The 26711-nt window shown below is 69.2% G+C and carries 30 protein-coding genes; 4 read left to right on the top strand and 26 right to left on the bottom strand.

From position 1 onward, the window contains the following. Nucleotides 1–17 precede the first annotated feature (17 nt). From P5P27_RS01695 to P5P27_RS01670, 6 genes are read right to left on the bottom strand one after another with little or no spacing between them, the layout of a single operon-like run. The gene (locus P5P27_RS01695) at nucleotides 18–746 is read right to left on the bottom strand and encodes a Clp protease N-terminal domain-containing protein (protein ID WP_006894327.1); all 729 of its coding nucleotides are present in this window, start codon (nucleotides 744–746) and stop codon (nucleotides 18–20) included. Next, nucleotides 739–1005, bottom strand: a complete 267-nt coding sequence (locus P5P27_RS01690; RefSeq protein ID WP_006894326.1) for a hypothetical protein — start codon at nucleotides 1003–1005, stop codon at nucleotides 739–741. Before P5P27_RS01690 ends, P5P27_RS01695 begins: the two co-directional genes overlap by 8 nt. A 52-nt stretch (nucleotides 1006–1057) precedes the next feature. Continuing rightward, the gene (locus P5P27_RS01685) at nucleotides 1058–3583 is read right to left on the bottom strand and encodes an FtsX-like permease family protein (RefSeq protein WP_278126097.1); all 2526 of its coding nucleotides are present in this window, start codon (nucleotides 3581–3583) and stop codon (nucleotides 1058–1060) included. Nucleotide 3584: 1 nt separating this feature from the next. Beyond that, complete coding sequence (locus P5P27_RS01680) at nucleotides 3585–4268, bottom strand: ABC transporter ATP-binding protein (RefSeq protein ID WP_006894322.1); 684 nt, start codon at nucleotides 4266–4268, stop codon at nucleotides 3585–3587. Nucleotides 4269–4298: 30 nt separating this feature from the next. Continuing rightward, complete coding sequence (gene cds1, locus P5P27_RS01675) at nucleotides 4299–5405, bottom strand: L-cysteine desulfhydrase Cds1 (RefSeq protein ID WP_006894320.1); 1107 nt, start codon at nucleotides 5403–5405, stop codon at nucleotides 4299–4301. A 9-nt stretch (nucleotides 5406–5414) separates the two neighbouring features. After that, entirely contained in the window at nucleotides 5415–5744 is a 330-nt protein-coding gene (locus P5P27_RS01670; RefSeq protein ID WP_039866578.1) for a DUF4229 domain-containing protein, read from the bottom strand. Nucleotides 5745–5978: 234 nt separating this feature from the next. Between P5P27_RS01670 and P5P27_RS01665 the strand changes: the two genes are divergently transcribed. After that, on the top strand, nucleotides 5979–6200 hold the full coding sequence (locus tag P5P27_RS01665) for a BldC family transcriptional regulator (RefSeq protein ID WP_006894318.1): 222 nt from the start codon (nucleotides 5979–5981) through the stop codon (nucleotides 6198–6200). Nucleotides 6201–6341: 141 nt separating this feature from the next. Beyond that, complete coding sequence (locus P5P27_RS01660) at nucleotides 6342–6506, top strand: hypothetical protein (RefSeq protein ID WP_006894317.1); 165 nt, start codon at nucleotides 6342–6344, stop codon at nucleotides 6504–6506. A gap of 36 nt (nucleotides 6507–6542) precedes the next feature. Here the strand turns inward: P5P27_RS01660 and ccsB are convergent, their stop codons facing one another. The 15 genes from ccsB to P5P27_RS01585 all read right to left on the bottom strand — a co-directional run bounded on the left by ccsB (nucleotide 6543) and on the right by P5P27_RS01585 (nucleotide 20696). Next, nucleotides 6543–7559: a c-type cytochrome biogenesis protein CcsB gene (ccsB, locus tag P5P27_RS01655; protein ID WP_006894316.1), complete on the bottom strand. Its 1017-nt coding sequence runs from the start codon at nucleotides 7557–7559 to the stop codon at nucleotides 6543–6545. A 34-nt stretch (nucleotides 7560–7593) separates the two neighbouring features. Next, on the bottom strand, nucleotides 7594–9222 hold the full coding sequence (resB, locus tag P5P27_RS01650; RefSeq protein ID WP_062366318.1) for a cytochrome c biogenesis protein ResB: 1629 nt from the start codon (nucleotides 9220–9222) through the stop codon (nucleotides 7594–7596). Then, nucleotides 9219–10028 (bottom strand): cytochrome c biogenesis CcdA family protein, encoded by an 810-nt coding sequence (locus P5P27_RS01645; RefSeq protein WP_006894314.1) that lies wholly within the window; start codon nucleotides 10026–10028, stop codon nucleotides 9219–9221. The genes resB and P5P27_RS01645 overlap by 4 nt, the downstream gene beginning before the upstream one ends. Beyond that, entirely contained in the window at nucleotides 10025–10639 is a 615-nt protein-coding gene (locus P5P27_RS01640) for a TlpA family protein disulfide reductase (RefSeq protein WP_006894313.1), read from the bottom strand. The genes P5P27_RS01645 and P5P27_RS01640 overlap by 4 nt, the downstream gene beginning before the upstream one ends. After that, nucleotides 10636–11262 (bottom strand): histidine phosphatase family protein, encoded by a 627-nt coding sequence (locus P5P27_RS01635; protein ID WP_006894312.1) that lies wholly within the window; start codon nucleotides 11260–11262, stop codon nucleotides 10636–10638. Before P5P27_RS01635 ends, P5P27_RS01640 begins: the two co-directional genes overlap by 4 nt. After that, nucleotides 11259–12617 carry a glutamate-1-semialdehyde 2,1-aminomutase gene (gene hemL, locus P5P27_RS01630; RefSeq protein WP_006894311.1) on the bottom strand — a complete coding sequence of 453 codons (1359 nt, stop codon included), beginning with the start codon at nucleotides 12615–12617 and terminating at the stop codon, nucleotides 11259–11261. The genes P5P27_RS01635 and hemL overlap by 4 nt, the downstream gene beginning before the upstream one ends. A gap of 121 nt (nucleotides 12618–12738) precedes the next feature. Then, nucleotides 12739–13635, bottom strand: coding sequence for an SGNH/GDSL hydrolase family protein (locus P5P27_RS01625; RefSeq protein WP_278127401.1), 897 nt, complete (start codon nucleotides 13633–13635; stop codon nucleotides 12739–12741). A gap of 9 nt (nucleotides 13636–13644) precedes the next feature. After that, nucleotides 13645–14172, bottom strand: a complete 528-nt coding sequence (locus P5P27_RS01620; RefSeq protein WP_006894309.1) for a hypothetical protein — start codon at nucleotides 14170–14172, stop codon at nucleotides 13645–13647. Next, a complete protein-coding gene (locus P5P27_RS01615) occupies nucleotides 14165–14671 on the bottom strand; it encodes a hypothetical protein (RefSeq protein WP_006894308.1) in 507 nt (168 codons plus the stop codon). The genes P5P27_RS01620 and P5P27_RS01615 overlap by 8 nt, the downstream gene beginning before the upstream one ends. Then, the gene (locus tag P5P27_RS01610) at nucleotides 14668–15225 is read right to left on the bottom strand and encodes a hypothetical protein (RefSeq protein WP_006894307.1); all 558 of its coding nucleotides are present in this window, start codon (nucleotides 15223–15225) and stop codon (nucleotides 14668–14670) included. The genes P5P27_RS01615 and P5P27_RS01610 overlap by 4 nt, the downstream gene beginning before the upstream one ends. 13 nt (nucleotides 15226–15238) lie before the next feature. Next, complete coding sequence (gene hemB, locus P5P27_RS01605; protein ID WP_006894306.1) at nucleotides 15239–16225, bottom strand: porphobilinogen synthase; 987 nt, start codon at nucleotides 16223–16225, stop codon at nucleotides 15239–15241. A gap of 14 nt (nucleotides 16226–16239) precedes the next feature. Beyond that, on the bottom strand, nucleotides 16240–17847 hold the full coding sequence (locus P5P27_RS01600; RefSeq protein ID WP_006894305.1) for a bifunctional uroporphyrinogen-III C-methyltransferase/uroporphyrinogen-III synthase: 1608 nt from the start codon (nucleotides 17845–17847) through the stop codon (nucleotides 16240–16242). Between the two features lie 103 nt (nucleotides 17848–17950). After that, the gene (gene hemC, locus P5P27_RS01595) at nucleotides 17951–18898 is read right to left on the bottom strand and encodes a hydroxymethylbilane synthase (protein WP_006894304.1); all 948 of its coding nucleotides are present in this window, start codon (nucleotides 18896–18898) and stop codon (nucleotides 17951–17953) included. Nucleotides 18899–18952: 54 nt separating this feature from the next. Further along, nucleotides 18953–20287, bottom strand: a complete 1335-nt coding sequence (locus P5P27_RS01590; protein WP_006894303.1) for a glutamyl-tRNA reductase — start codon at nucleotides 20285–20287, stop codon at nucleotides 18953–18955. A 169-nt stretch (nucleotides 20288–20456) separates the two neighbouring features. Then, nucleotides 20457–20696 (bottom strand): glutaredoxin family protein, encoded by a 240-nt coding sequence (locus P5P27_RS01585; protein ID WP_006894302.1) that lies wholly within the window; start codon nucleotides 20694–20696, stop codon nucleotides 20457–20459. A 137-nt stretch (nucleotides 20697–20833) separates the two neighbouring features. Between P5P27_RS01585 and P5P27_RS01580 the strand changes: the two genes are divergently transcribed. Both P5P27_RS01580 and P5P27_RS01575 read left to right on the top strand, forming a co-directional pair. Next, nucleotides 20834–21976 carry an HAD family hydrolase gene (locus P5P27_RS01580; RefSeq protein WP_278126084.1) on the top strand — a complete coding sequence of 381 codons (1143 nt, stop codon included), beginning with the start codon at nucleotides 20834–20836 and terminating at the stop codon, nucleotides 21974–21976. A 7-nt stretch (nucleotides 21977–21983) separates the two neighbouring features. Then, nucleotides 21984–22814, top strand: coding sequence for an RCC1 domain-containing protein (locus P5P27_RS01575; protein WP_006894300.1), 831 nt, complete (start codon nucleotides 21984–21986; stop codon nucleotides 22812–22814). On the opposite strand, the gene P5P27_RS01570 is transcribed toward P5P27_RS01575, so the two are convergent. The 5 genes from P5P27_RS01570 to proC all read right to left on the bottom strand — a co-directional run bounded on the left by P5P27_RS01570 (nucleotide 22811) and on the right by proC (nucleotide 26708). After that, a complete protein-coding gene (locus P5P27_RS01570) occupies nucleotides 22811–23887 on the bottom strand; it encodes a lysophospholipid acyltransferase family protein (protein ID WP_006894299.1) in 1077 nt (358 codons plus the stop codon). The genes P5P27_RS01575 and P5P27_RS01570 overlap by 4 nt on opposite strands. A gap of 56 nt (nucleotides 23888–23943) precedes the next feature. After that, nucleotides 23944–25002, bottom strand: coding sequence for an NAD-dependent epimerase/dehydratase family protein (locus P5P27_RS01565; protein ID WP_062366311.1), 1059 nt, complete (start codon nucleotides 25000–25002; stop codon nucleotides 23944–23946). A gap of 64 nt (nucleotides 25003–25066) precedes the next feature. Continuing rightward, a complete protein-coding gene (locus P5P27_RS01560) occupies nucleotides 25067–25168 on the bottom strand; it encodes a 30S ribosomal protein bS22 (protein ID WP_003402602.1) in 102 nt (33 codons plus the stop codon). Nucleotides 25169–25403: 235 nt separating this feature from the next. Continuing rightward, nucleotides 25404–25646 carry a helix-turn-helix domain-containing protein gene (locus P5P27_RS01555; protein ID WP_039866574.1) on the bottom strand — a complete coding sequence of 81 codons (243 nt, stop codon included), beginning with the start codon at nucleotides 25644–25646 and terminating at the stop codon, nucleotides 25404–25406. A gap of 183 nt (nucleotides 25647–25829) precedes the next feature. Continuing rightward, complete coding sequence (gene proC, locus P5P27_RS01550; RefSeq protein WP_006894296.1) at nucleotides 25830–26708, bottom strand: pyrroline-5-carboxylate reductase; 879 nt, start codon at nucleotides 26706–26708, stop codon at nucleotides 25830–25832. Nucleotides 26709–26711 lie beyond the last annotated feature (3 nt).

Here is a 26711-nt window from a genome sequence, read left to right as displayed (position 1 = left end):
AGCCCGATGGGCTGGCGTCAGCCGGCGGTGGTGCCCTCGGGCAGCAGCGCCGTCACCGCGGCACGCAGGTCGTCGACGGTCGTGGCCGACTCCACCACGGCGGTCGCCGCCGGGTCGGCGCCGTCGAGGATCGCCAAGAGGACTCGTTCCACGGTGAGTTCCCGCTCGTTCTCGGCCCGGGCCGTCATCGCGGCCCTGCGGAGCGCCTCGCGGGCCGCCTCCGACATTCGGCCGCCGCGACCGCGGCCACGCGGACCCCGGCGTCCACGGCCGCCCTCCCAGGCGCCGAACCAGATTCCGTCCGGACCGAACTGGGCCTGGAAACCGGGGCCGTCGAACGATGCCGGTCCCCCATGCGGACGTCCGTGATGGGGCCGCCCGCCGCGGCCGCGGCCGCGCTCGGGGCGCTGCCCCCAGCCCTCCGACAGGTCCTCTCCGAAGCGGTCGCCGACCGCCTCGCGCACCTTGTCGAGGTCGATGCCGATGCTGCGCAGGGCCTCCCGGTCCTCTTCGTAGCGGTCGCGAACGTCCTCGACGGGACCGTCGTCGTCGTTTCGCACCACCTTCCGTGCCTCCGCCAGAGTCAGACCCTGGTCGGTGAGCACGGTGAACAGCGGACTGCGAGCATTGCACAGCATTCCGAGGATCAGGTGGTCGGTGCCGATCTGCCGGCTTCCGAGGTCTTTGGCCTCCTGCACCGCGAACATGAAGCTCGCGCGTGCGTCTGAGTTGAAACGGTCAAACATCGTTGCCGTCCTTTCCGGCCGCTTCCGCGGCCTCTCGATACGAGTGCTTCTGATGCACCGCTTGACGACTGATCTGCAGGACATCGGCGATCGCCTGCCAACTCCATCCCTGCGACCTCGCCGAAGCCACATGGACGTCTTCGAGCCGGTCGGCGAGAGTCCGCAACGCCCGAACCACACTCAATCCCGTCGCCGGGTCGGCGCTGGCCGCCGACCGAACCATCGGATCGGGGTTGTTCACGCTTTCGTCTGTGTGCATGATGTCAATTTATCTTGACGGAATTGCCCTGTCAAGAAAAATTGACAATTCTTCAGTCGTCCACAAGCGAAGTCGAGATGTTCATCCGCGAGGCCCGCATCGCGGGCACCCCGGCGCCGAGCAGACAGAGCAGCACCGGGATCGCCACGTAACCGAAGGCGCTCCACTGCGGCGCGTACCGGATGTCGATCGACGTGGTCTGTGTGAGGATCACGTCGGCCAGCACATGCAGTCCGCTGCCGAGTATCAGCCCGGTCACCGCGCCGACCAGCGCGATCGACGCGGCCTCGCTGAGCACCATCCGCGACACGAAGCGACGCGAGGCACCCATCGCCCGCAGCACAGCGAGTTCCCGGCGTCGTTCCAGAACCGAGAGCAGCAGCGTGTTCAGGAGCGCGACGGCCGCGGCCCCGGCGACGATCCACTGGATCGCGACGGTGAAGGCACCGGCCTGCTGGGCGCTCCGCTCGGTAGCGACGAGCGCCTCCTGCCCGGTGTACACATGGACCGGCCAGTCTCCGCGGCCCGGATGCCGCGCCGCGATCGCGGTCAGCCGCTCGCGCACCTGCTCGTGATCGGCGCCCGGCGCCACCGTGACCTGCAGGTAGGTATCGCCGTCGCGCCGGAACCACTCGTTCAGGAGCCGGTTCGCCACCGCGCCCACCCCCGAGTCGATGGCCACGTAGTCGACGATGTCGCGTACCACCAGTTCGCGGTAACCGGACGGGGTCGCGAGTCGAACGGTATCGCCCACCCGCACCCCGAGTGATCGTGCGAGGACCTCGGAGAGCAGGATGCCCCGCCCGGCGAGGGTCTCGCGGACCGCATCCTGCGAGGACTTGCGGACGAACGGCGCCGCGGCACCCGGTTCGAGGCACTGGAGCAGGACGCGCGCGTCGGCGATGTTGACCGTCGCCCACTGTCCGCCCACCACATCGGTGACGCCGGGAACGGCACGGACCTCCTGTGCGATGGCCGGGTCGAGCGCGGGCCCGAGCGGCATCGAGTCCGCGTCGCGCGAGGAGACGTAGAAGTCGGGGTCCGACAGCCCGGTGAGCGAACTGGAGATCGACCCGATCAGGTTGTTCAGCGAACCGGAGATACCCACGCCGACGGCGATCGCCACCGCCACCGTCATCACGGTGGCCCACACGCGGCGCGGTGCGCGTTCGCTGTTGACCGCGGCGAGCCGGCCGGGTCCGCGCAGGCGGTTCGACGCACCGACCACCGCCCGGACCAGCAACGGCATCAGCGCGAAGCACAGAAGGAGCCCGCCGGCCGAGTAGACGGCGCCGGCGACGATCGCGGCACGTCCCGGCACCGTCTCGGCGACGACCCAGGCCACCGCGATCGTCGCCGCCCCCGCGACTCCGCTCGCGATCAGCAGTCCCGCGGCCGGCGGCCGGGCGTCTGCCGCCTCACCCGGAACCATCGCCTCCACCGGTGCCACCGCGAACACCGATCTGGCCGCCAGGACGGTCGCGCCGACGCATGCGACCACACAGGCGGCCACCGCGACCACCGGTGCGTACGCCGGCAGGTGATACCCGACGGCCACCCCGACGGTCTCGGACGTGTCCGGCAACCGCCCGACGATCCACCGTCCCGCGAGCACCCCGACCGGGACCCCCGCCGCACCGCCGACGAGGCCCAGGACCGCCGACTCGGCCAGGAGATCGCCGACGAGGTGCCTGCGCCGCGCCCCGAGCGCCCGCACCATCGCCAGCGACTGCCTGCGAGAGGCGACCGCCATGTTCATCATGTTGAACACCAGGAAGGCCGCGATGATCAGGGAGACCAGCGAGACGAGCAGGGTGGAATCGTGCGTCACCGAGTTGGCCGTCTCGACCTGCGCGACCCGGAAATCCGGATCCACCACGCTCGCGCGGCCGTCGACCACCCGCGCGACCTGCGCGCGCAACCGGGCCTCCGGGACGCCGGGGCCGGGGACGACGAGGATCGAGTCGACCGCACCGTTCAGTCCGGCGAGACGCTCCGCGAGACCGAGATAGGCGAATACGAACCGTCCGCCGTTCAACGCGGTCGCGGCCTGGTCGTCGACCACTCGGACCACGGTCACCGGGATCCCCGACACGGTCAGTCGCTGCCCCTGGCGCAGACCGGTCGCCGCGCCGACGACGATCCCGTCGTCGAGGCGGTCGGCGTCGATTCCGCCGCCGGAGGCGCCGACGGCCGCGCGCAGCCCGCTCGACAGCGATAGCGCGTTCAGATCCGACCCCAGCAGCACCGTCGGGCGCCCGTCGAGCAGCACGGTGTCGCGCACCAGGGGTACCACGGCTCGGGCGTCCGGCACGTCGCGGCGCAGTTCGCCCGCGATCGCGGCGTCCACCCCGCTGTCGGCGATCGCGGCCACCTCCACGGTCGCGTCGCCGGCCACCGCGGCGCTGAACTCCCGCACCGACTCCGACATCGATCCGTACGTGCCGAGGACGGCCACCAACAGCGCCGAGGAGATCAGCACCACGGCCAGGGACGTCGCCACCCGCAGCTTGTGCCCGGCCAGTTCCCGGAGATTGAGGATCCGGACACGCGTCAGTCCCGCGGCGAGCCCGCCCATGTCAGGCGGGCCGCCCGTCTATCCTGCCGTCGCGGACGGTGACGATCCGATCGGAGACCGCGGCGGCGTTCTCGTCGTGGGTCACCATCAACACCAGGCGGTCGGGTTCGTCGTGCGCCACGGACGCGAGCAGATCGAGCACCTCGGCGCCGGTGCGCGAATCGAGGTTGCCGGTCGGTTCGTCGGCCAGCAGGATCTTGGGACCCATCATGAGCGACCGTGCGATCGCCACCCGTTGCATCTGGCCGCCCGAGAGCTCCGACGGACGGTGGTTCACTCGCCCGCCCAGACCCACTCGGCCGAGCAGTTCCTCGGCACGCGGACGCGCCTTCCGCAACGACTTCGAGTCGAGGAGCATCGGGAGTGCCACGTTCTCCCACGCGGTCAGCGTGGGGACGAGGTTGAAGAACTGGAAGATGAACCCGACCCGCCGTCGCCTGAACTCGGAGGCCTCGTCGTCGCCGAGCGCCGCCAGATCGGTACCGTCCACGCGGATGGTGCCGGAGGTCGGGGTGTCGAGCGCGCCGATGATGTGCAGGAGCGTGGACTTGCCCGCTCCCGAGGGGCCGACCACCGAGACGAACTGCCCGCCGTCCAGGGTCAGCGACGCCCCGTCGAGGGCGCGGACCACCTCCGTGCCCATCCGGTACTCGCGAACCAGTCCCGACGCCTCGACGACGGCCACGATCGCCTCCCTCCGCAGGACTCCGCGACGTCAGCCGGCCGACCACACTCCGGTCTCGAAGAACCGCTCGAGAGCCGCCGTCGGCGGGCCGAGGTCGAGCCGCTGCTCGGCCACCCAGTCGTCGTTGAAGTAGGTGTGATCGTAGCGGTCGCCGCTGTCGCACAGCAGCGACACGACGCTGCCGGAGCGGCCCTTTCCGGTCATCTCACCGATGAGCGAGCAGACACCCCAGAAGTTGGTGCCGGTGGATCCGCCGACCCGGCGGCCGAGACGGTCGCTGAGGAAGCGCATCGCCGCGATCGAGGCCGCGTCGGGAACGGCGATCATCCGGTCGATCACCTGCGAGACGAACGACGGCTCGACTCGCGGGCGGCCGATGCCCTCGATCCGCGAGGCCCCCGGTGAGGTGAGGGTTCCGTCGCCGGTCTCGTATGCGGGCAGGAAGACGGAGTTCTCCACGTCCACCACGCACAGCCGCGTGGGGTGCTGCCGGTAGCGCAGGTACCGGCCGAAGGTCGCCGACGTGCCGCCCGTGCCCGCGCCGACGACGATCCACTCCGGAATCCGATGGCGTTCGGCCTCCATCTGTGCGAACACCGATTCGGCGATGTTGTTGTTGCCCCGCCAGTCGGTGGCCCGCTCGGCCATCGTGAACTGGTCGATGAAGTGGCCGCCGAGTTCGCGCTCGAGTCGCTGGGCGACGCTGTAGATCTCCGAGGGCGAGTCGACGAAGTGACAGATCCCGCCCTCGGCCTCGATGAGCCGCGTCTTCGCGGGCGAGGTGCCGCTCACCATCACCGCGATGAACGGGACGCCGATCAGCTTCGCGAAGTACGCCTCCGACACCGCGGTGGAACCCGAGGATGCCTCGATGACGGTGGTGCCCTCGTGAATCCAGCCGTTGCAGAGGGCGTAGAGGAACAGTGACCGCGCCAGCCGGTGCTTGAGCGATCCGGTCGGATGCGTGGACTCGTCCTTCAGATAGAGGTCGATGCCGTCGCCGCGCGCCGCCCAGTCCGGCAGGTCCACCTTCAGCAGATGTGTGTCCGCGCTGCGCCGCGCATCCGCTTCGATGGTCCGTACCGCCCGGCTGGTCCAACTGCGGTCGTACGTCCGCTCCACAACCCGAGTCGCCACGTCGTACCGTCAGTCCTCGCCGCGCAGCCGAGCCTGCAGGTCGGTGCGCTGCGCCGCCCGCTGCTCATCGACTCGAGCGATCTGATCGTTCACCCGGAGGCGAAGCGACTTGAAGACGACCATGCCCAGGGGCAGCGCGATCAGCACCGCGAAGACCGCCGCGACGAGTACCGGCACCTCGACTCCGACGATCTTGGCGCCGAAGATGATCACCAGCGCGATGACGACGACGAGTGCGAGCCGGGCGATCGTGTACAGCGCCACCGCTCCGGCCAACGTCGTCATGGTCGCAGGGGGCTTCGACCCGGCGGTGCCGGAGTCTTCTCGTTCATCTGTCATACAGCCAGGGTACTGGCGTCGCGCGCCTACCTGCGAATACACCGTTCGTACGACACGATCGGGCAGCGTGGGCAAGGCGAAGAATCGAGGCCCATCAGACATTACGGACTCTTTACCAACGCCTGACTGTTCGAGCAACCAGCACAAATGCGTGTACTTGTGGTGTCTAGCGGCGTACGCGCCCGTGTTACCGAAACGCAGTGACCGAAGCCCAGCTAGGACTAGGAGAACCTGATGACTGCACTCGCCGACAACTCCGCCGACACCGGGATGATCACCCCCGCTCTCGCGACGCAGCACAACCTGACGCCCGGTCAGGTCGCCGCGATGTTCAACGTGAACCCGAAGACGGTGGCCCGCTGGGCCTCGTCCGGCGTGCTCAAGTCGATTCGCACCCCGGGCGGTCACCGTCGTTTCCGCGAGGCCGACGTCGTGGAGCTCCTGAACCGCTCCTGACCTCGCGAGGCCGGAACGTCCTTCGGGATGCCCGGTTCGGGCCGATGCCCGGACCGGGCATCGCTCTTTCTCCGGTAGCCTGGCTGACAGCGATTCCACGCGCGTGCGCGCAGTGGTCGTGCGTCAGGAGGTAGTGCGGTCGTGCCGTATTTGTTCGTAGTCCTGGTCGTGATCGTCGCCGCCTACCTGTCGTGGCGGCTGGTCGAGTCCCGGATGCAGGACCAGACCGGTCGTTCCGACCGGTCCAGCGTCCCCCGCGGACCGGACGACGACCCGGACTTCCTGCGCAGGCTCGACGAACGCTGATCCTGACGGGCGCTGTTCCTACAGTCCGGAGTATTCCTACAGTCCGGCGTAGGAGTGCAGTCCGGACACGACCAGGTTGATCGCGAACAAGTTGAACAGCAGGGCCACGAAGCCGGCGACGTTGATCCACGCGGAGGCGTTGCGCCATCCGGCCGTCGCGCGAGCGTGCAGGTAGGCCGCGTAGATCACCCACGCGATGAACGACACCGTCTCCTTCGGGTCCCAGCCCCAGAAGCGGCCCCACGAGGCCTCGGCCCAGATGGCACCGAAGATGATGCCGAGACCGAAGAGCGGGAATCCGATCACGGTGCACTTGTACGCGGTGCGGTCGAGCGCGTCGGCGCTCGGCAGATGATCGAGCAGCCGGCGCAGCGACGCGCCGACACCGGTGGCGAGCTCGTCTGCCTCGCTCCCGACTGCGGGCCATCGGTTCTTCACCAGGTACAGGATGCTGGCCACACCGGCCACCAGCAGCACGCCCGAGGAGATCGAGATGATCGAGACGTGGATCGCCAGCCAGTACGACTTGAGCGCGGGCACCACGGGCGCGGCCTGCGTGTACAGATAGCGGCCCGCGATGAACATCAGCAGGACCACCGGGATGAGGACGAAGCTCAGCAGCGGCCGCGACTCCTTCCGGCGGAGCACCACCAGACCGGCACCGACACAGGCGACGCAGGTCAACGAGATGAACTCGTACATGTTGCCCCAGGGCGCACGATCGGTCGCCATGCCGCGCAGCACGATCGATCCGAGGTGCGCCAGGAACCCGACCCACACCACGGGGTAGGCCATGGCGGCGAGCCGATCGCCGAGCGACCGCCGCGGCGCGGGTCCGGCGACACGTCCGGGCATCCGGTCGTCGGACGAGGATCCCCCGACGCTCGCACCGACGAGTTCCTCACGGCGTTCGTCCAGTTTCGCGTACCGTGCCGCCGCCAGCGCTCCGAGGAACATCAGCATGGCGATCACGTACACGGTGATGCTGGTGGCGTAGAGCCAGTCCGAGTAACGGGCCAGTGTCTCGTTGACGTAGCCGGCGTCGTCGTTCATGAACGCTTCCTCATCTCATCCCACACCGGAGCCATCAGAGCTTGGCCCGGTTCTTCGGCGCATCCGTCTTGAGCAGTCCGCGAGCCTGCTCTTCGAATCCGTCGCCCCAACCCGCCTGGTCGGTCCTGGCCAGGCCGGCCACTTCTACTACAGTACGTCGTTCATCGCCGTCGGCACCAGGCACGATCCGAGCCCAGATACGCCTGCGCCGGATCATGAGCGAGACCACCAGGCCCGCGACCATCACGATCGCGGAGATCAGCACGCCGGTCTGCGCCGGATTGTGCGAGACCTGAACCGACACCCAGCGCTGGTAGCCGTCGAACCGCACCCGAGTGCCGTCGGGGAGAACGGTGTCCGCCCCCTGCGACAGGTTCACCGACGCCTTCTGCTTGAGCCGGCCCTGATCGATCAGGGTCTGGTCCAGCGAGTAAACGTTCTGCGGACGGCCGGTGTCCAGTCCGGTGTCACCCTGGTACACGCGAATGGCGACCGCGGGCTTGTTCGGAACCGGCGAGACCGAGTCGAGCAGGTTCGCGTGCGGGAACACCGCGTCGGGGGCGAACAGCCCCTCGATCGCGACCTGGTGCTTGCGGCGCTCGTCCTCGTCGGGATACAGGCCCGCCGGGGTGTCGAACCGCACCGCGCCCTCCGACAGCATGGTCTGCGTCGACTGCGGGATGAACGGCGTGGTCTCGGTCCTGGTCTGGCCGTTCGGGAAGGTGACGGTGAACGTCGGAGCGAATCCGTTGCCGAGCACGTACACGCGGTCGCCTGCGATCCTCAGCGGCTTGTTGACCTGGACGGACGTCGTCGGCCAAGTGTTCGGCGGAGCCGTCACATCGGTCGTGTACGCCATCGTGGCGTCGTACATGTCGGGCTGCCCGCTGGGCAGGAACTTGGCCTCGAAGTGGTCGATGCGGATGCAGAAGGGCTTGAGCCCGGTCCCGTCGACCATCGATCCGGACCGGAACGAGTCGTATACGGCGGTCGAGGTGTTGCAGAGCACCTGGTCGCCGTCGGCGACCAGCGTTCGGCTGCCCTCGTACCCGAAGAGCTTGCCGACGGCGATCGTGACCAGCAGCGCCAACAGCGCGAAATGGAACACCAGGTTGCCGAACTCGCGCAGGTAGCCCTTCTCCGCGGAGACCTCCACCGCACCCTTCGGGTACCGCGCCGACGGCTCGACGGTGCGGACCTCGGTCCGCCAGCCGCGCAGATTCGAGGTGATCCGATCGGCCACCTCGGCGGGCTCGCCGTCGACGGTCTCGGTGATGTGCCGGGGCATCCGGGCGAGGTTCCGCGGGGCCTTGACCGGCCGGGTCCGCAGCGCCTTGTAGTGCTCCCAGGTGCGCGGCGTGAGGCAGCCGACCAGCGAGATGAACAGCAGCAGGTAGATCGCCGTGAACCAGGCCGAGGAGAACACCTCGAACAGCTGCAGGCGGTCCATCCAGGTGCCGAGCGTGCCGTGATCGGCGATGTACTTGAGCGTCTTCTGCTCGTTGAGGTCGCGCTGCGGGAGCAGCGCCCCCGGGATCGCGGCCAGCGCCAGCAGGAACAGCAGCGCGAGCGCGGTACGCATCGAGGTCAGTCCGCGCCAGGTCTTGCGCAGCGGGGCGACGACGAACCGCGAGAGGACGGACGGTCGGACGGGCTGGGTCATACGGGCAGCTCCACGTCAGTGATCAGGGACATCCGGATCCAGTCCACGAACTCGTTCCACCAGCCGCCCACCAGCATCACGCCGACGACGATCAGCAGTACTCCGCCGATGATCTGGATGGTCCGCGCGTGCCTGCGGACGAAGCCGAGGCTGCGGACCGCCCAGGCCGAGGAGAAGGCCAGAACGATGAACGGGATGCCGAGTCCGAAGCAGTACGCGGCCACCATCAGCGCACCGCGGACCGGGGTGTTGCCGTCGGTGCTCATCGCGACGCCGATCACGGCGCCGAGCGTCGCACTGCTGCACGGGATCCAGCCGACCGCGAACACCGCGCCGAGGATCGGGGCGCCGATGACGCCGGAGTAGCGGCGCGGCGTCATCCGCTTGTCACGCTGCAGGAACGGGATCATGCCGATGAACACCAGGCCCATGACGATGGTGAACACGCCGCCGATGCGCTGCATCAGCTGCAGCCGGTCGGTGTCCAGGAACACCGAGGTGACGCCGAAGAGCGCGGCGGTGGCCAGCACGTACACGATGGTGAAGCCGAGGACGAAGAGCCCGGCCGCCCCCACCACGCGCCAGCGTCCGGCCTTGCGGTCCTCGTCGGCCCTCACCGCCGGTGCCTCGGCGCCGACCAGCCCGGCGAGGTACGAGAGGTATCCGGGGACCAGCGGCACCACGCACGGAGAGGCGAACGAGATCAGGCCGACCAGAATGCACACCCCGAGCGCGAGCAGCAGCGGGCCGCTGGTGACCGTTCCGGCGAAGGAGGCGCCCAGATCGGCCAGGTGAGTCTCGGTCATTGCGGCGCCGGACCTTCCTCGGCCACCTTGACGACCGCATCACGCAGTTCGTCCTCGGTGATCGCACGCAAGTAGACCTTGGCCGGGCGGTGCTGCCGGTCCAGGATCACCGTCGTCGGCACCACTCCCACCGGGACGCCGAGCGCGGCCAGGCTGGCGCCGCCGTAGTCGTAGATCGAGGGGTACGGGACCTTGCGATCGGTCACGAAGTCCTGCGCGCTCGACCGTGAGTCCCGGAAGTTGATGCCGACGAACTGAACACCGCGGTCCTTGGTCTCGTCGTACACCTTCTCCAAGTCGCGGAACTCGGTACGGCACGGCGGGCACCAGGACGCCCAGACGTTGACGACCATCACCTTGTCCTTGAAGTCCGAGAACTTCACGGTGCCGTCGCCCGTCAGATCCTCGCCGCTGACATCGCCGATGTCACGGCGCGAACCCTGGTCGTATTCGATGACGGTCTTACCGCCCGGAGAGACGAACTGATTGCCGTTCTCCGTCGCGACCGCGTCGTCGCCGGTGCTGCATCCCGCGAGAAGGCCCGCCGCGGCGATGACCGCGCACAGTGCGGCGGCGGTCCGCCGGCCCGGCCTCGCCCGACCGCCGGTCATGCTCCCGTGACCCGGGGGTCCGATTCGCCGGCCGGCTCCGAGTAGACGATGTCGACCAGGGCGTCGTCGTCGTAGATGAGCGTGGTCAGCGAGGCCAGGGAGCACTGCCGCACCCGCGGGTCGTGCCAGAGGCGCTGGCCTTCGAGGAAGCGGCGCAGCGTGTACACGGGCAGCTGGTGGCTCACACAGATCGCCTCGTGTCCGCGCGCCGCGTCACGCGCCGTGCTGGCCGCGGCCAGCATGCGGTGTGCGATCTGGATGTACGGCTCACCCCACGACGGGGTGAACGGGTCCCGCAGCTTGAGCCAGTGCCGTGGCTTGCTGAGCGCGCCGTCGCCGACCGAGACCTTCAGACCCTCGAACTGATTGTCTGCCTCGATCAGATCGGTGACCGTCGTGATCTCGAGGCCGTGAGCCTTCGCGATCGGCGTCGCCGTCTCCTGCGCCCGCTGCAGAGGCGACGCGAAGACATGGGTGATGTCATGGTCGGCCAGCGTATCGGCCACCAGCTGAGCCTGGGCCCGGCCCGTGTCCGACAGCCGGTAGCCGGGGAGACGGCCGTAGAGGATGCCCTCGGGATTGTGCACCTCGCCGTGGCGCATCAGGTGGACGATCGTCTTCATCGGACTCCCTCCCCGGGATTGCTCGCGGCGGCCGCGGCAGCCGCGGCGGCCGGCAGTGCGTCGGCGATGATCGAGAAGGCCTCGTCGTCGAGCGCTGCGGATACGAACCACGCTTCGAAGGCACTCGGCGGCGGGTAGACGCCGCGCGCGAGCAATGCGTGGAAGAACGGTGCGAAGCGCCAGGTCTGGGTGGCCTTGACGCCGTCGTAATCGACGATCGGCGTATCGGCCGGGTCGTCGGGATCGGTGAAGAAGACGCTGAACAGGTTCCCGGCCTTCTGGACCCGGTGCGCCACGCCCGCCTCGGTGAGGGCGTCGCCGATCATCGTCGCGAGACGGTCGGCGTTGGCGTCGAGTGCGGCGTACACATCGGCGGTCGCATTGCGCAGGGTGGCGAGACCGGCGGCGACCGCCACCGGGTTGCCGGACAACGTCCCAGCCTGGTACACGGGGCCGATGGGAGCCAGGTGGTCCATCACCTCCGACCGACCGCCGAACGCGGCAGCGGGCAGCCCTCCGCTCATCACCTTGCCGAAGGTGTAGAGGTCGGCGGCCACACCGTCGAGACCGTAGTGACCGGCCGGGCTCACGCGGAAGCCGGTCATCACCTCGTCCATGATGAGCAGCGCGCCGTTGTCGGCGGTCACGCGCCGCAGCCCTTCGTTGAACCCGGCGACCGGCGCGACGGCGCCCATGTTGCCAGCGGCGGCCTCGGTGATGACGGCGGCGATGTCGGGACCGTGCTCGGCGAACGCCCGTTCCACGGCGGCGAGATCGTTGTACGGCAGGACGAGCGTGTCGTGCGCGGCGGCTCCGGTGACGCCCGGCGAGGTCGGCAGGCCGAGCGTGGCGACACCCGAGCCGGCGTCGGCCAGCAGGGCGTCGACATGCCCGTGGTAGCAGCCGGCGAATTTGACGATCTTGGCGCGGCCGGTGAACCCGCGCGCCAGCCGGACCGCGGACATCGTCGCCTCGGTGCCGGAGTTGACCAGCCGGACGCGCGCGACCGGATCGACTCGGTCGATGATCTCCTCCGCCAACTCGATCTCACCGACGGTCGGCGCGCCGAACGACAGACCCGTCCGGGCGGCCTCTCGCACCGCCTCGACGACCGCCGGATGCGCGTGACCCAGGATCATCGGTCCCCACGAGCAGATGAGGTCGACGTAGTCGTTCCCGTCGGCGTCGGTGAGCTTCCAGCCCTGCGCTCGCGTGATGAAACGCGGATCGCCGCCGACCGACGAAAAGGCGCGGACCGGCGAGTTCACTCCTCCGGGAACCGCCTGCGACGCCCGTTTGAACAGTTGTGCGCTGACGGCGGTGTTCTGCACGGGATCGTCGAGAGGTGCGGCCATGGCCTCCAGTGTTCCAAATCAGAGCCGCTCGGCCCAATCGCTGCCTACTCCGTCACACCGCAGTGCCGGTTCTGAGCATATTCCCAGGTTGGTGCGCTAAAGGGGCCTCAGGCACGCCGCGCTAGCGGATGTGCTGCGCGACGGCATCCGCGATCGCGCGCTGACCGGCTTCATTGGGATGCATGACGATCGGCGAATCGGCGCCGATCTGCGGCTCGATCCATCGCATGCCCCGCGGGCTGCACGCCTCGTGACCGATCGAACGGGCGGCCATGTCGATGTACGTCGCACCGGTCTCCCGCGCGGCCGTGGCGATCGCGCCGTTCAGCGCGGCCTCGACCCGGTGGACGTACTCGGCGTCGCCGTCGGCGATACCGACGGCCGGCCGGCAGGTGGTCTTCTCCGGCATCAACCACGGATAGCCGACGATGAAGACCTCCGCCCGGGACGCCCTGCTGCGGATCTCCCGCAGACCTGCCGCGACGGCCGGTCCGGTCCCGGCCGAGATCTCTCGGAACGGTCGCCTGCCGAGCGCGCTCCGGCACGGTGCTCCGGTCGGATCGTCCTGGGCCAGCCGGGTGCATTCGCCCACCAGCGTGGTGAACAGGGCGGAGTCGTTGCCTCCGATCATCACCGTCACGTATGCGGTGTCCGGTCCCAGTGCGTCGAGTTGCGGAGCCACCCCGTCGTACTGCGAGGCGCTCAGATCGTCGGTGGTCGCGCCCGCGCACGAGACGTCGGTGACCTTCAGGCCGCGCATCCGCCCGACCGTCTCGCCGAAGTTGACCGCCGACCGCTGGCACATCAGCGGGGAATCCTCCACCAGCGGCGACGTGCCCGCACCGGAGGCGTAGCTGTCGCCCAGATGCACGAGTGCGGGGCGCATCGCAGGCGCTGCCGGCTCGGGATGGTCATGGGGCGTCGCATCGATCATCCACACGGCACCGGCGACGATGGCGACGAGCGCCACCACGGCCACCGATGCCGATACCAGCGCTCCCCGCAGCGTCGGTGTCACAGCCAAGAGTTACCGGTTCCCCTTCGGTGGCAGACCCATCTTGACGGCCAGATGAGCCTCGGTCAGTTCGGTTCGCAGACGGTCGACGTCGCGGGCCCAGGCCTGGACCAGCCGGCCGTCTGCCAGCCGCAGGCCGATCCCCTTCCGGCGGCGCGGCACGGCGTGCAGTTCGCCGAGCGCCGGCGCGCTCTCCCAGTCCTGCGGCTCTACGCCGTTGTTCTCCGGGAAGATCTTGACGATGTCGGCGATGTCGATGGTCTCCGTGCCCTCGCGAAGGGTGGTCTCGGTCAGGTGCATCGACACGTGCTGTCGCGCCGCGACCACCTGGAGCAGGGAGAAACCGACGAGGACCACACCGAAGATGGTGAGCACCTCCCAGTGGATGCGTCCCTTGCCCAGGATCTCCATGACGAGGGTCGCGACGATCAGCACCGGCCCGATCGCGACCACCCACCAACTGCCGCCGGGCTCGCGGAGCAGCGTGGCGCCCGGCTCCCGGTGGTCCTCGCTCCGGTCCGGTGCGGCGTCCTCACTCACCGGGACGACCGTCTCCGGGCGAATCGGGCGCGGAGGGAGCGGACTCGGGTGAATCGGGCTCGGGGCAGTCACCGAGTCGACATTTGAACCAACGGTCGGCCTGCGGACGGTACGCGAGCACCGAGCCGAACAGACCCACCACCGCCGATGCCAGCACCAGGGCCAGACCACCGCTCTGGAAGCCGATGGTCAACGGCAGGAGCATCGCGACCACCACGCACGTCAGAGCCGACAGCGACGACCGCCACTGCACCGCTCCCCGATAGGTCTTGGCGCCCAGCAGGAAGTAGGCGAGGCCGAGCAGCATCACCAGCACGTCGATCGCCAGGACCCCGAAATCGAAACCGAGCTTGATCGCGTCGGCGATCACTCCCAGCACGCCCAGCGCGATCAGCAGGGCACCCGAGATCATCCACAGGCGCAGGGCCCACACCACCAGCGCCGGCCGATCCTTGGGATCGGGCCGCTCCGGCCTCCGTCGAGAAGGAATGTCAATCATCGGGCGCCATTCTGCCGGTTGCGGGAACGGTATGCAGCGACCTCACGGCAGAACGCCGCACTGTCGCGGTGCATCAGCGCAGCGAGGGCGCCCACGGCGCAGACACCGCCGAGAATGGTCGGAACCATTCCCCACGCGGGTGCCTCCGGCAGATCCGAACCGCCCTGGGTGTCGACGAACAGACCGATCACCGCGAAGACCAGTTCGACGGTCAGGAACGCGCTCACCCAGCCGAGGAGCAGTCGGGCCCAGGTCCGGCCCGAGTAGGTGAACCACATCAACAGCGCGGCGACGGCGGTCAGCAGTACCACGATGACCACGATCCCGACGAGCACGGTCACGCCCATGTTCTCGGTCAGCGACGGCTCGTTCATCCGGTCGCTGAGTTCTCGGGCCTGCTTCTCGTAGCTTGCCTTGAGGACGTTGAATCGCGACGCGACGGCGACGATCTGGAAGACGATCACAGCCACCCACAGCTGCACCGCCAGCCGGATCGTCTCCGGTCGTCGCGGTGGCGCGGTCGGGTCCGCAGTCGGCAGTCCAGGAGCGGTCATGACTCCAGCCTAATCACCGGCGGGCGAGTCGACGCGCCACCTCGGGCGCGGCGTACGTCAGCACGATCGACGCACCGGCGCGGGCGATCGACAGCACCGATTCGTCGATGGCCGCGTCGAAGTCGATCCAGCCGCGCTCGGCGGCCGCGGCGATCATCGCGTACTCACCGCTGACTTGGTACGCGGCGACGGGCGCGTCGGTCCGGTCGGCGACGTCCCGGACGATGTCGAGGTAGCTCATGGCGGGTTTGACCATCACCATGTCGGCGCCCTCTTCGAGGTCGGCGAGCAGTTCGCGCGCGGACTCCAGCCGGTTCGCCGGATCCTGCTGATATGTGCGGCGGTCGCCGACGAGTGATGAATCGACGGCCTCCCGGAACGGCCCGTAGAACGCCGAAGCGTACTTGGCTGTGTACGCGAGAATGGTCGTGTCGATGAAGCCCTCGGCGTCGAGAGCGTCGCGGATCGCGGCCACCTGGCCGTCCATCATCCCGCTCGGCCCCACCACGTGCGCACCGGCCCGCGCCTGCGCGACGGCGAGCGACTCGTATCGGCGCAGGGTGGCGTCGTTGTCGACGTCACCGCTCTCGGTCAGCACCCCGCAGTGTCCGTGATCGGTGAACTCGTCCAGACAGGTGTCGGCCATCAGGACGGTCTCGTCGCCGAAGTCCGCCCGCAGGGCCTCGAGCCCGCGGTTCAGCACTCCGTCGGGGCGGTCGCCGGCCGAACCGGTCGCATCCTTGTCCTCGGCTCGCGGTACCCCGAACAGCATGAGTCCACCGACTCCCGCGTCGACCGCGTCGTGCGCCGCGGCGCGCAGCGAGTCGACGGTGTGTTGCACCACGCCGGGCATCGAGGAGATGGGCCGGGGCTCGTCGATGCCGTCGGCGACGAACATCGGGAGCACCAGCTGGGACGGATGCAGCCGGGTCTCGGCGACCAGCCGCCGCATGGCGGGGGTCTGCCGCAGCCGGCGCGGGCGGATGAACGGACCGGTCATCTCGCTAGCTCACCTCACGACCGCGAACGTCGGGACTTCTTGCGCGGCGGAGGCAACGCCCCCTCGGCACGCAGCTGTGCGGCGTGTGCGGCCAGCGCGTCGACCAGATCGACGATCGACGCCGTCTCGGGCTGCACGTCCACGCGCAGACCGAACTCGACCGCCGTCTCGGCCGTCTTGGGACCGATGCACGCGACGATGGTCCGTGCGTGCGGCTTGCCCGCGATGCCGACCAGGTTCCGGACGGTGGAGCTCGAGGTGAAGCAGACCGCGTCGAAGCCGCCGGTCTTGATCATCTCGCGCGTCTCGGCGGGCGGCGGTGCGGCGCGCACGGTGCGGTACGCGGTCACGTCGTCGATCTCCCAACCGCGATCGCGCAGGCCCTCCGAGAGCGTCTCGGTGGCGATGTCGGCACGCGGAAGCAGGATGCGGTCCACCGGGTCGAAGACCTCGTCGTAAGGCGGGAACACCTCGAGCAGGCCGAGCGAACTCTGCTCGCCGGTCGGCAGCAGTTCCGGCTCCACACCGAACGAGCGGACCTTCGCCGCGGTCCCCTCTCCGACGCAGGCGATCTTCACACCGGAGAAGGCGCGCGCGTCCAGACCGAACTCGGCGAACTTCTCCCAGACGGCGCGAACAGCGTTGGTGGAGGTGAACACGACCCACTGGTACCGGCCGTCCACCAGGCCCTTCACCGCGCGCTCCATCTGCGCCGGGCTGCGCGGCGGCTCCACCGCGATGGTCGGCACCTCCTTGGGGATGGCTCCGTGCGAGACGAGTCGATCGCTCATGTCGACCGCCTGGTCCTTGGTGCGCGGCACCAGGACCGTCCAGCCGTACAGCGCCCGCGACTCCCACCACGAGAACTTGCCCCGCTGGGTCACGATCTTTCCGACGGTGACCACCAGGGGGCCGTTGAGAGCGTTGCCGTTCTCGTTGAGGGTCGCCAGCGTCGCCTCGATGGTCCGCTGCGCGCAGGTGGTGCCGTTCACGGTGATCGCGACCGGTGTCTGCGGCGCGAGACCGTGCTCGGTCAGCGCGCTGGCGAGTTCGGCGAGGTGGCCAGAGGTGGCGTGCAGGATCAGCGGGCCGGGTGCCGCGGCCAGAGCCGCCCAGTCGACGTCGCCGCGCACGTCGGCGACGGTGTGACCCGATCCCAGCGGCATGCCGGCGAAGCTCGGGACGGCGGAGGCCGCCGGAATGCCCGGCAGCACCTCGAAGGGCACGCTGGTCCGGGCCACGGCGGTGACCTCGGCGAGAACGGCGTCGGAGCTCATCGGGTCGCCCGCGACCACGCGAACGACGTTGACTCCGGTCTTGGCCTCGGCGACGAGCGTCTTGGCGACCTGCGCGGGATCACCGAGCGCGGGCTTGGTCACCTCGGGCGCCTCGGACGCCTGCTCGGCGGCGGCCTTGCGGCCGGCCCTGGTCGGCGCGGGCTCGGCCACGGCGTGCGCCGAACCGATCACCGCGAGCACACCGGCGGGCACGTCGGGATCGACGTACGCGGAGGTCGCGTTCACCAGGACGTTTTGCGCTCGCACGGTAAGCAGATCCGGATTTCCGGGACCCGACCCCACGAACAGGATCCGGCCGGGATTAGCATTCTTCGTACGGCTCATGCGTTCGCACTCTCCTGCCCCGCCCCCGGGGCTGCAGTTCGTTCCTACCCCGCCACGGCGGGATAAAGGTTCTCCTACTGCGCGGGTTCGGCGTGGCCGCGGGCTAGTCCCCCTTGGGGACCAGTGCGGCGGCACCGAGCTCGAGCAGTTCGGCGGCGAGGTCCTTGCCGAGTTGTGCGGCCCGATCGACCGGGCCCACCACCGAAGCCCGGATCACTTCGGATCCGTCTTCGGCCGCCACCACCGCACGGAGCGACAGTTCGGCGAAGATGCGCCCATCGTCGTCGATCGATTCGACCACCTCGGCAAGCGCACCGACCGGCGCGGTGCACCCGGCCTCCAGGGCCGCGAGTACCGCACGCTCGGCGTCGACCGCTGCGCGGGTGGACGGATCGTCCAACTCGGCGAGAATTCTCACCAGTTCGGCATCGTCGGAACGACATTCCACAGCCAGGGCGCCCTGTGCCGGTGCCGGCAGCATGACCAAGGGGTCAAGTGCCTCGGTGACGACATCGGCCTTGCCGATCCGCACCAGCCCGGCTCGGGCTACCACAATCGCGTCCAGCTCACCGCTCGCGACTCTGCCCAACCGAGAATCAAGGTTGCCTCTTAGGGGGCGAATTTCCAAACCGAGACCCAGTGCTCTAAGCTGCGCGGCACGTCGGGGCGACGAGGTGCCGATCACCGAGCCGCTCGGCAGCTCACCGAGCACCATGCCACCACGGCTGACCAGCGCGTCTCGGGGATCCACCCGAGTCGGCACCGCACCCATGGCGAGATCGTCCTCGGGCGCGGTGGGCAGATCCTTGTACGAGTGGATCGCGACGTCGCATTCGCCGGCGCGCAACGCCAGCCGGATCGCGGTGGTGAAGACGCCGACGCCGATCTGCGCCACCGGCGCGGTCGACGTATCGCCCGCGGTGCTGATGATCTTCAGCTCCGCGGGGTGCCCGGCCGCCGTGAGCCGGTCGGCGATGTCCTGCGCCTGCGTGGTCGCCAACAGCGACCCGCGGGTCCCGATGCGAATGGTCCGGCTGGCGGAATCCTGCACGATTGACTCGTCCTGTTCTGCTGGATGTGGTGATGCCTGCGCCGACCGGAGCGGTCAGCGCAGTTCGTCGATGCCCGACTCGGAAGCCGCGACGGACTCGGCCGCCCCGGGCTTGAGTTCGAACAGTTCGCGGAGTGCCTCCGCGTAGTGGTCACCGCGACCGGACGACGCGAGTTGCTTGACCCGAACGGTCGGGGCGTGCAGCAGTTTGTCCGCCACGCGGCGCACCGCTTTGGCCACCTCGTCGCGCTGGCCACTGTCGAGGTCCGGCAACCGGCTCTGGAGTCGCAGGATCTCCGCCTCCACCACGTCCGCGGCCCGCTGACGGAGTGCGGCGACGGTGGGGGTGACCTCCGCCTGACGCTGCACCGCGAGGTACTCGGCCAGCTCGCCCGCGACGATGGAGCGGGCCGCGAGCGCATCGGCTTCGGCCGCGCGGGTCTGGTCGTCGCCGCGCAGACCCTCGATGTCGACGATGTGCACGCCGGGCAGCCGGCCCGCGGCTGGATCCACGTCGCGCGGGAGACCGAGGTCGCAGATCATCAGCGGTGCCACGTTGGTCCGTCGAGTCAGCGCGGAGTGCACGTCGCCCACCTGGACCACCGCGGCCACCGAACCGGTACAGGTGACGACGATGTCGGCGTCGGCCATCACCGTCGCGATGTCGTCGAAAGTGGCTCCGCGCGCGGTGATCCCGTACTTCTCCGCCACCGTCGCGGCGACCTCGTCCGCGCGCGCCGCGGTGCGGTTGACGACGGTGATGTCGGTGACGCCGTCGCCGGCCAGCCGGCTCGTCGCCAGCGACCCCATGGCGCCGGCACCGAGAACGACGGCTCGGCGGATCGGCGCCTGATCGCCCCGGATGGCTTTGGCGCGATGGATGGCCACCGAGACCACCGAGGCGCCTGCGCGGTCGATGCCGGTCTCCGTGTGGACGCGTTTGCCGACCCGGAGCGCCTTCTGCGCCAGCTCGTGCAGCGTGCTGCCCGCCGACTGGTTGTCATCGGCGTCGGAGTACGCGGACCGGATCTGCCCGAGGATCTGCTGTTCGCCGACCACCATCGAGTCAAGACCCGCGGCCACGGTGAACAGATGCTCCACCGCCGCCTCCGAGTACCGCACATAGGCGTGGTCGGTGAGTTCGGCGACCGAGAGCCCGCTGTGGTCTCCGATCACCCTGCCGACGGCTTCGAGGGCGGGGTGAAAAGCGTCCACGACGGCGTAGATCTCGACTCGGTTGCAGGTGGAGACCAGCATGGCCTCCGAGACGGTGCGTGAGGACAACAGCGCGTCGACCAGCTTCGGGCGGTCGAAGTCGGAGACGGCGAGTCGTTCGAGGACCGATACCGGAGCACTCCGATGGGACACGCCGAACAACAAGACACTCACAGTGACACGCCTCCCACCCGCCGTCGCCGGAGACACCTCGATGCCCGCCGACCACCCGCCGGTGCTCGCTCCTCTTTCCAGCCCCGGCCCGGTCGGCCGAGTGGACATACAGTTTTCAGGCTAGATCAAGCGCACAGGCAAATGCACGCTCGCACGCACACCGCGGCCGCTACCGCAGGGCCTCCAGGTCGGCACGCAGACGGCCCTCGTCGACTTCCCAGTAACTGTGCTCGACGCCGTTCAGGACGACCACCGGGAGCCGGTCGCCGTACTCGGCGCGCGGCAGCGGGTCGCCCTCCCGTGCACGTCGATCGACGTCGATCACCTGCATCGCCAGCCCGTAGTCGGCCAGGATCCCCCGCAGTTCCTCTTCGGCGCGGGCACACGCCGAACATCCGGTGCGCGACATCAATTCGACGACTGCTTCCACACCGCGAGTGTACGAAAGATCACCGCCGTCCACCCCGCACGGGCCCGGCGCGACCGGCCCCGTCCCGCGATAGGCTGGACTCCGACCGATTCCGCCCAGGAGAAGGAGGGTGGCCCGTGAGCCGCGACTCGATGGACCGTCCCGATTCGGAGGACCTCACCGCCGAGGAGGCGGCCGAGCTCGAGGCGGACCGGCACGAGGCCGCCGAGTTGGAGGCGGAGCAGTACGACGTGGCGCACGACGACGAACCGCGCGAGGACCGGGACGGCGACCTGCTCGACGGTCCGGACGGGAGCGAAGCCGGCCGTGCGGAGGAGCGCTCGGAGGATGAGGACGCTCGACGGGTCGGCGAATGGATCTCCCAGCGCGCCGGCCGGTTCCGTCAGACGGCCGGCGAACTCCGCCAGGTGCTCGCCGGCGAGGCCGCCGCGAAGGCCGCGATCGAATCACTGCGCGCGCGGACCCCCGACACGGACGGCGGCCAGGTCACCGACCTGACCGGAGCCGCCTTCTTCGACGTCGACAACACGCTGGTGCACGGTGCGTCGATCGTGCTGTTCGCCCGCGGCCTCGCCGCACGGAACTACTTCTCCTACACCGACATCATGGAATTCGCGTGGCAGCAGGCCAAGTTCCGGATCACCGGCAAGGAGAACGCCGGCGACGTCGCCGAGGGCCGAGACAAGGCGCTGTCGTTCATCGCCGGGCGTGAGACCGCCGAACTCGTCCGACTCGGCGAGGAGATCTACGACGAGTACATCGCCGACAAGATCTGGCCGGGCACCGCGGCGCTCGCCCAACGGCATCTGGATGCGGGACAGCAGGTCTGGCTCGTCACCGCCACTCCGGTCGAACTCGCACAGACCATCGCCAAGCGGCTCGGGCTCACCGGCGCGCTCGGAACCGTGGCCGAGAGCGTCGACGGCGTCTTCACCGGCAGGCTCGTCGGCGACATCCTGCACGGTCCGGGCAAGGCTCACGCGGTCCGCACGATCGCCGTCCGCGAGGGCCTCAACCTCAAACGCTGCACCGCGTACTCCGACTCGCACAACGACGTTCCGATGCTCTCGTTGGTCGGCACCGCCGTCGCGATCAACCCGGACCCCGACCTGCGTGAGATCGCCCGCGTGCGGGGCTGGGAGCAGTACGACTTCCGCACCGCACGCAAAGCGGCGAAGTACGGCGTGCAGACCGCCATGGTGGTCGGTGCCGCGGGCGGCGCGGCCGCGGTCGCATCGAAGGTGCTGCGCCGCAGGTGACCCGGCGGTGAATCCGCGTCCCGTCATCGCGGCCGGGCGCCGCCACTCCGTCGGAGTCCGGCGGGACGGCCGCGTGGTCGCCGCAGGCAGGCCGAATGCTCCCGAGTGCGCCGTGAGCCACTGGCGTGAGGTGGTCGCCGTGGCGGCGGGCAACGTCCACGCCGCTGCCAACACCGGCCGCTCGCACACCGTCGGCTTGCGCGCCGACGGGACGGTGACGGCGACCGGGTGGAACGGCGACCGCCAGTGCGAGGTCTCCGACTGGACCGGGGTCGTCGCCATCGCCGCCGGCTGGCGCCGGACCCTCGGGGTCCTGGCCGACGGGACGGTGGCGGCCGCCGGACGCACCGCGGAAGGTGCGTGCGAGGTGGGCTGCTGGAGAGACGTGGTGGCTGTTGCGGCCGGAGACTGGCACTCAGTGGGCCTCCGCCATGACGGCACCGTGGTCGCGACGGGCAACGATCGTCGCGGCCAGTGCGAGGTCGCGGACTGGCGACGGGTCCGCGCTGTCGCCGCAGGCTCTCTGCACACGGTGGCGGTCACCCGCGACGGCCGGGTGCTGACCACCGGCGACGGCCTGGCCGAGACGGGCCGATGGCGAGGGATCGTCGACATCGCCGCGGGCAGCCACCACGTGCTGGGAGTCGACGAGCGCGGACGTGTGCTGGCCGCGGGGGACGACAGTCGCGGACAGTGCGCCGTGTCGTCGTGGCGGGATGTGGTCGCCGTCGCGGCGGGCGCGGAGCACAGCCTGGGCCTGCGAGCCGACGGAACGGTCCTGGCGGCGGGCAGCGACGCCGATCACCAGTGCGCGGTGGCCGGCTGGCGGTGCCGCTAGCCGAGGTAGACCGAGCCCCTGCGGCTCAGCATCCGGAAGAGGGTCTGCTGGATCTCCTCGCGGACGTGATCGGTGAGGTCGAAGACGGTCATCGGGTCGTCGGCGGCCGATTCGTCGTAACCGTCGGTCCGGATGGGCTTGCCGAAGTGGATGTGCCACTTGGACGGGAGGGGGATCACCCCGAGCGGCCCCAGCCACGGGAACAGCGGCGTGATCGGGAAGTACGGCAGACCGAGTGCCCGCGCCAGCGGTTTCAGGTCGGCGATCATCGGGTAGATCTCCTCCGATCCGACGATCGAGACCGGGATGATCGGCGCACCGGTGCGCAATGCGGTGGTCACGAATCCGCCGCGGCCGAAGCGCTGCAGCTTGTAGCGGTCCTTGTAGAGCTTGCCGATGCCCTTGTACCCCTCGGGCCACACCGCCGTGAGCTCCCCGCGACGCAGCAGCGCGTCGGCGTCGTCGTTGCACGCCAGGGTCGCGCCCACCCGCCGGGCCAGGTCTCCGACCACCGGCGTCTCGAACGCCATGTCGGCGGCCAGCAGTCGGAGGTACCTGCCCTCGGGATGGTTGTCGCGCACGGCGAGCGAGGTGATCACCGCGTCGATCGGGATCGATCCCGCATGGTTCGCCACCAGCAGGCCGGCTCCGGCGGTCGGCAGGTTCTCGACTCCGGTCACCTCTACACGGAACCACTTCTCGTACACCTGGCGCACTGCCGGGAAGAAGACCGATTCGGTGAAGTGTGGATCGAAACCGAACTCGTCCACCTCGTAGTCGCCGGTGAGCCGTTCCCTGATGAACCCGCTGGTGGCGATCAGCGAGTCCGCGATCGCCCCGCGCAGCCCACCGAGACTGAACAGCGGCGAATGCCGCACCGGTTCGACCGGGGCGGATGGTTCGTCGTGGAGTTCGATGCCCTCGTGGATCGGCGTCACGCCGGCGGCGGGGCGGCCGAAACCGTCGGTGTTCGGATGCCCGGTTCCCGCTGAACGTCGTTGCGCGTTCGGATCCGTGTAGAGCGCGATGACCTTCGCCGTACGCGAATCACCGGGCCGTTCGGCCGCTGCCATCTTCGATACCCCCGCTCTGGAAAACCCTGCTCATATCGTATGCGCGCGACACCGGTCTACTGAAGCCGCGTCGCCGCCGCGACGGCCTGATGCTCCAACGCCCGCCACGTGTCCGACGAGATCACCGGCTCGCTTCCGCCCCGCTCGATGAAATCGTCGAGCGTCTCCAGCGACGAATACCGCGGAACGAAGCCGAGCTCGGTCCGCATCCGGGTGGTGTCGAGAACCCGCCCGTAGGACAGGTACGAGGTGTTCTCCGACCGTATGCCCGGCAGGCCGCCGCCCTGCAGCACGCCCGTCAGCGGCGAGATCAACCCTGCCGGCACCGGAAGTTTCAGATGTCCTGCGCGGTACACCGACTGCGACAGCGTCACCACACCGTCGCCTGCGATGTTGAAGGTGCCCGGACGCCGGTTCAGGGTGGCGTGCTCGAGGGCGGCGAGCGCGTCCTCCTCGTGAAGGAACTGGAACCGGGGCTGACGCCCGAAGGCCGTCGGCACCACCGGCAGCGACAGATACGCGCTCATGCGGGTCCGGATCCGCGGGCCGAGGATCGACTGGAACCGCAGGATCGAGACGTCGATGTCCTGTCGGCGCCGCGCGAGTCCGCGCGCATAGCCCTCCATGTCGATCAGGTCGCGACCGTAGCCCCGCCGCGGCTCCTTGCGCGCCGGCGTGCCCTCCGAGAAGAAGCCCGGGTCGCTGGGCCCCGCACCGTAGACCATCGCACTCGAACGCAGCACCAGCCGCCGCACCGACGGGCTCCGCTGACACGCCGCGCAGACCTGCATGGTGCCGACCACGTTGAGTTCCTTGATCGCGGCGGTGTGCTCCACGCTGTCGAGGATCGACGGCGCCGCGTGCACCACGGTGTCCACGTCGTAGCTCGCGATGGCCTTCGCGATCGCCGGACGCCGGATGTCCAGACGCAGGAAGTCGGCGCGTCCCATCCGGCGCATCAGCACCTTGGTCGGCACTCGGGAGTCGACGGCGACGACCCGTTCGATGTCGGGGTTCGCCGCCAATCGGGTGACCAGGTACCCGCCCAGGAAGGTGGACGCCCCGGTCACCAGCACTGAGCGCGGCGGCTGCTCGCCACTCCGGTCCTCGGTCATGGGCCCACTTTATCGCCGACCCCGCAAAGCACAGAACCCGCCACGAGGGCGGGTTCTGAGTGGCTCACTTGCCGAGCTTGCGGCGCTGGACTCGCGTGCGGCGCAGAAGCTTGCGGTGCTTCTTCTTCGACATGCGCTTGCGGCGCTTCTTGATTACGGAACCCATGGGGTCTCCCTCACGATCGGTACTGATGAACTCATGTGGCCTGGCCCGAGGACTCATGCCGGGCCGTCGCCGACAGGGGTTGCAACCAGGCGACAGCGACCTGACGGATAATCTTACCGATCGGACGAACGTGAGGCTAATCAGCCCCACGCCACCGTTCGGGCGGATCCGCCGGAGAGACGCCGAAACCCCCTCGGCGCGGGGCGCGAGGGGGATCGCAGGCGATCTCGACCGGTCAGCCGGCGTCGAAGTACGAGGTCTCCAAGTATTCGTGCACGGCCTTGGCGTGAACGCGGAACGACCGGCCGACGCGCACAGCCGGCAGTTCACCGTTGTGGACGAGTCGGTACACGGTCATCTTCGACACTCGCATCAGCGATGCGACTTCGGCGACGGTGAGGAACTGCGTGGCGGAGGAGTTGCCGACTCCGCGATCAGTGAATTCATTCCGTTCGCCGGGCTTTTCTGCAGCAGCCATGAAAATACCAACCTTCAGTGCACGCATCGCGGCCACCGGCTTCCCCTCCGGCGGACATCAGACACGTACGTGCTGCTAGCAGCCTAGCGTGACCAATGTGAAAAGTGCGACGTGAGTGGCGGAATCCCAGGGGTGCAACTCGCCGCGCCGACGGCAGATCCCGGATAAGCGCAGGCTGAGGCGCTACTGTTGCTCGCTTGCGGTCTCGGCGCCCAGCTGGACACCTCCGCCCGAACCCTCAACTTCCACTCGACGTGCAGTTTTGGCGCTCGTCTCCGCGCAAGCCAGCGTGGCCTCGTTCACCGCATGCCGCAGGCCCTCGCGCTCGAACGCGCGCAACGCCGCCGCGGTGGTACCGGCGGGCGAGGTGACGGCCGCGCGCAGTTCCACCGGCGACAGTCCCGACTCGCTCAGGAGCAACCCGGCTCCCTTGATCGTCTGCACGGCCAGTTCGCTCGCCTGCGGACGGGTCAGTCCGAGCGCCACACCGGCGTCGATCATCGCCTCCACCATCAGGAAGAAGTACGCCGGACCGGAGCCGGAGATGGCGGTGACGGCGTCCATCAGCTTCTCGGGCACCACCATCACCTTGCCGACCGATTCGAGGAGGCGGACGGTGAGCGCCACCTGGTCGTCTTCGGCGTACCGGCCGGGGCTGACCGCCGACATGGCCTCGTTCACCAGCATCGGCGTATTCGGCATCACGCGGATGACCGGCGAACCGGCGGGCAGCGCCGCCTCGTACCGCGGCGTCGGAATACCTGCGACGAGGGTGACCGTGATCCGCTCCAGTTCGCCGTTGTCCTCGGCGACGGACAGCTTCTGCAGCACCATGTCGACGGCGTCCGGCTTCACCGCGATGAAGACCACGCGCGCCCCCTCGACGGCGTCGGGGATGTCGTCGGAGACCCGGACGCCGTAGTCGGCGACCAACTCGGCCGACCGCTCCGGCGAGCGCTCGGCGACCACCAGGTCTTTGACGGGTTTCCCCGCGCTGATCAGTCCGGCGAGGAGTGCCTCGCCGATCTTGCCGCCACCGATAATCGCGACCCGCTCGGTCATGTG

The sequence above is a fragment of the Gordonia sihwensis genome, from assembly GCF_029632925.1.
In the GTDB taxonomy this organism is placed as follows: Bacteria; Actinomycetota; Actinomycetes; order Mycobacteriales; family Mycobacteriaceae; genus Gordonia; species Gordonia sihwensis.
The sequence above is the reverse complement of the archived record's forward strand: the minus strand, read 5'-3'. Positions and strand labels throughout refer to the sequence as shown.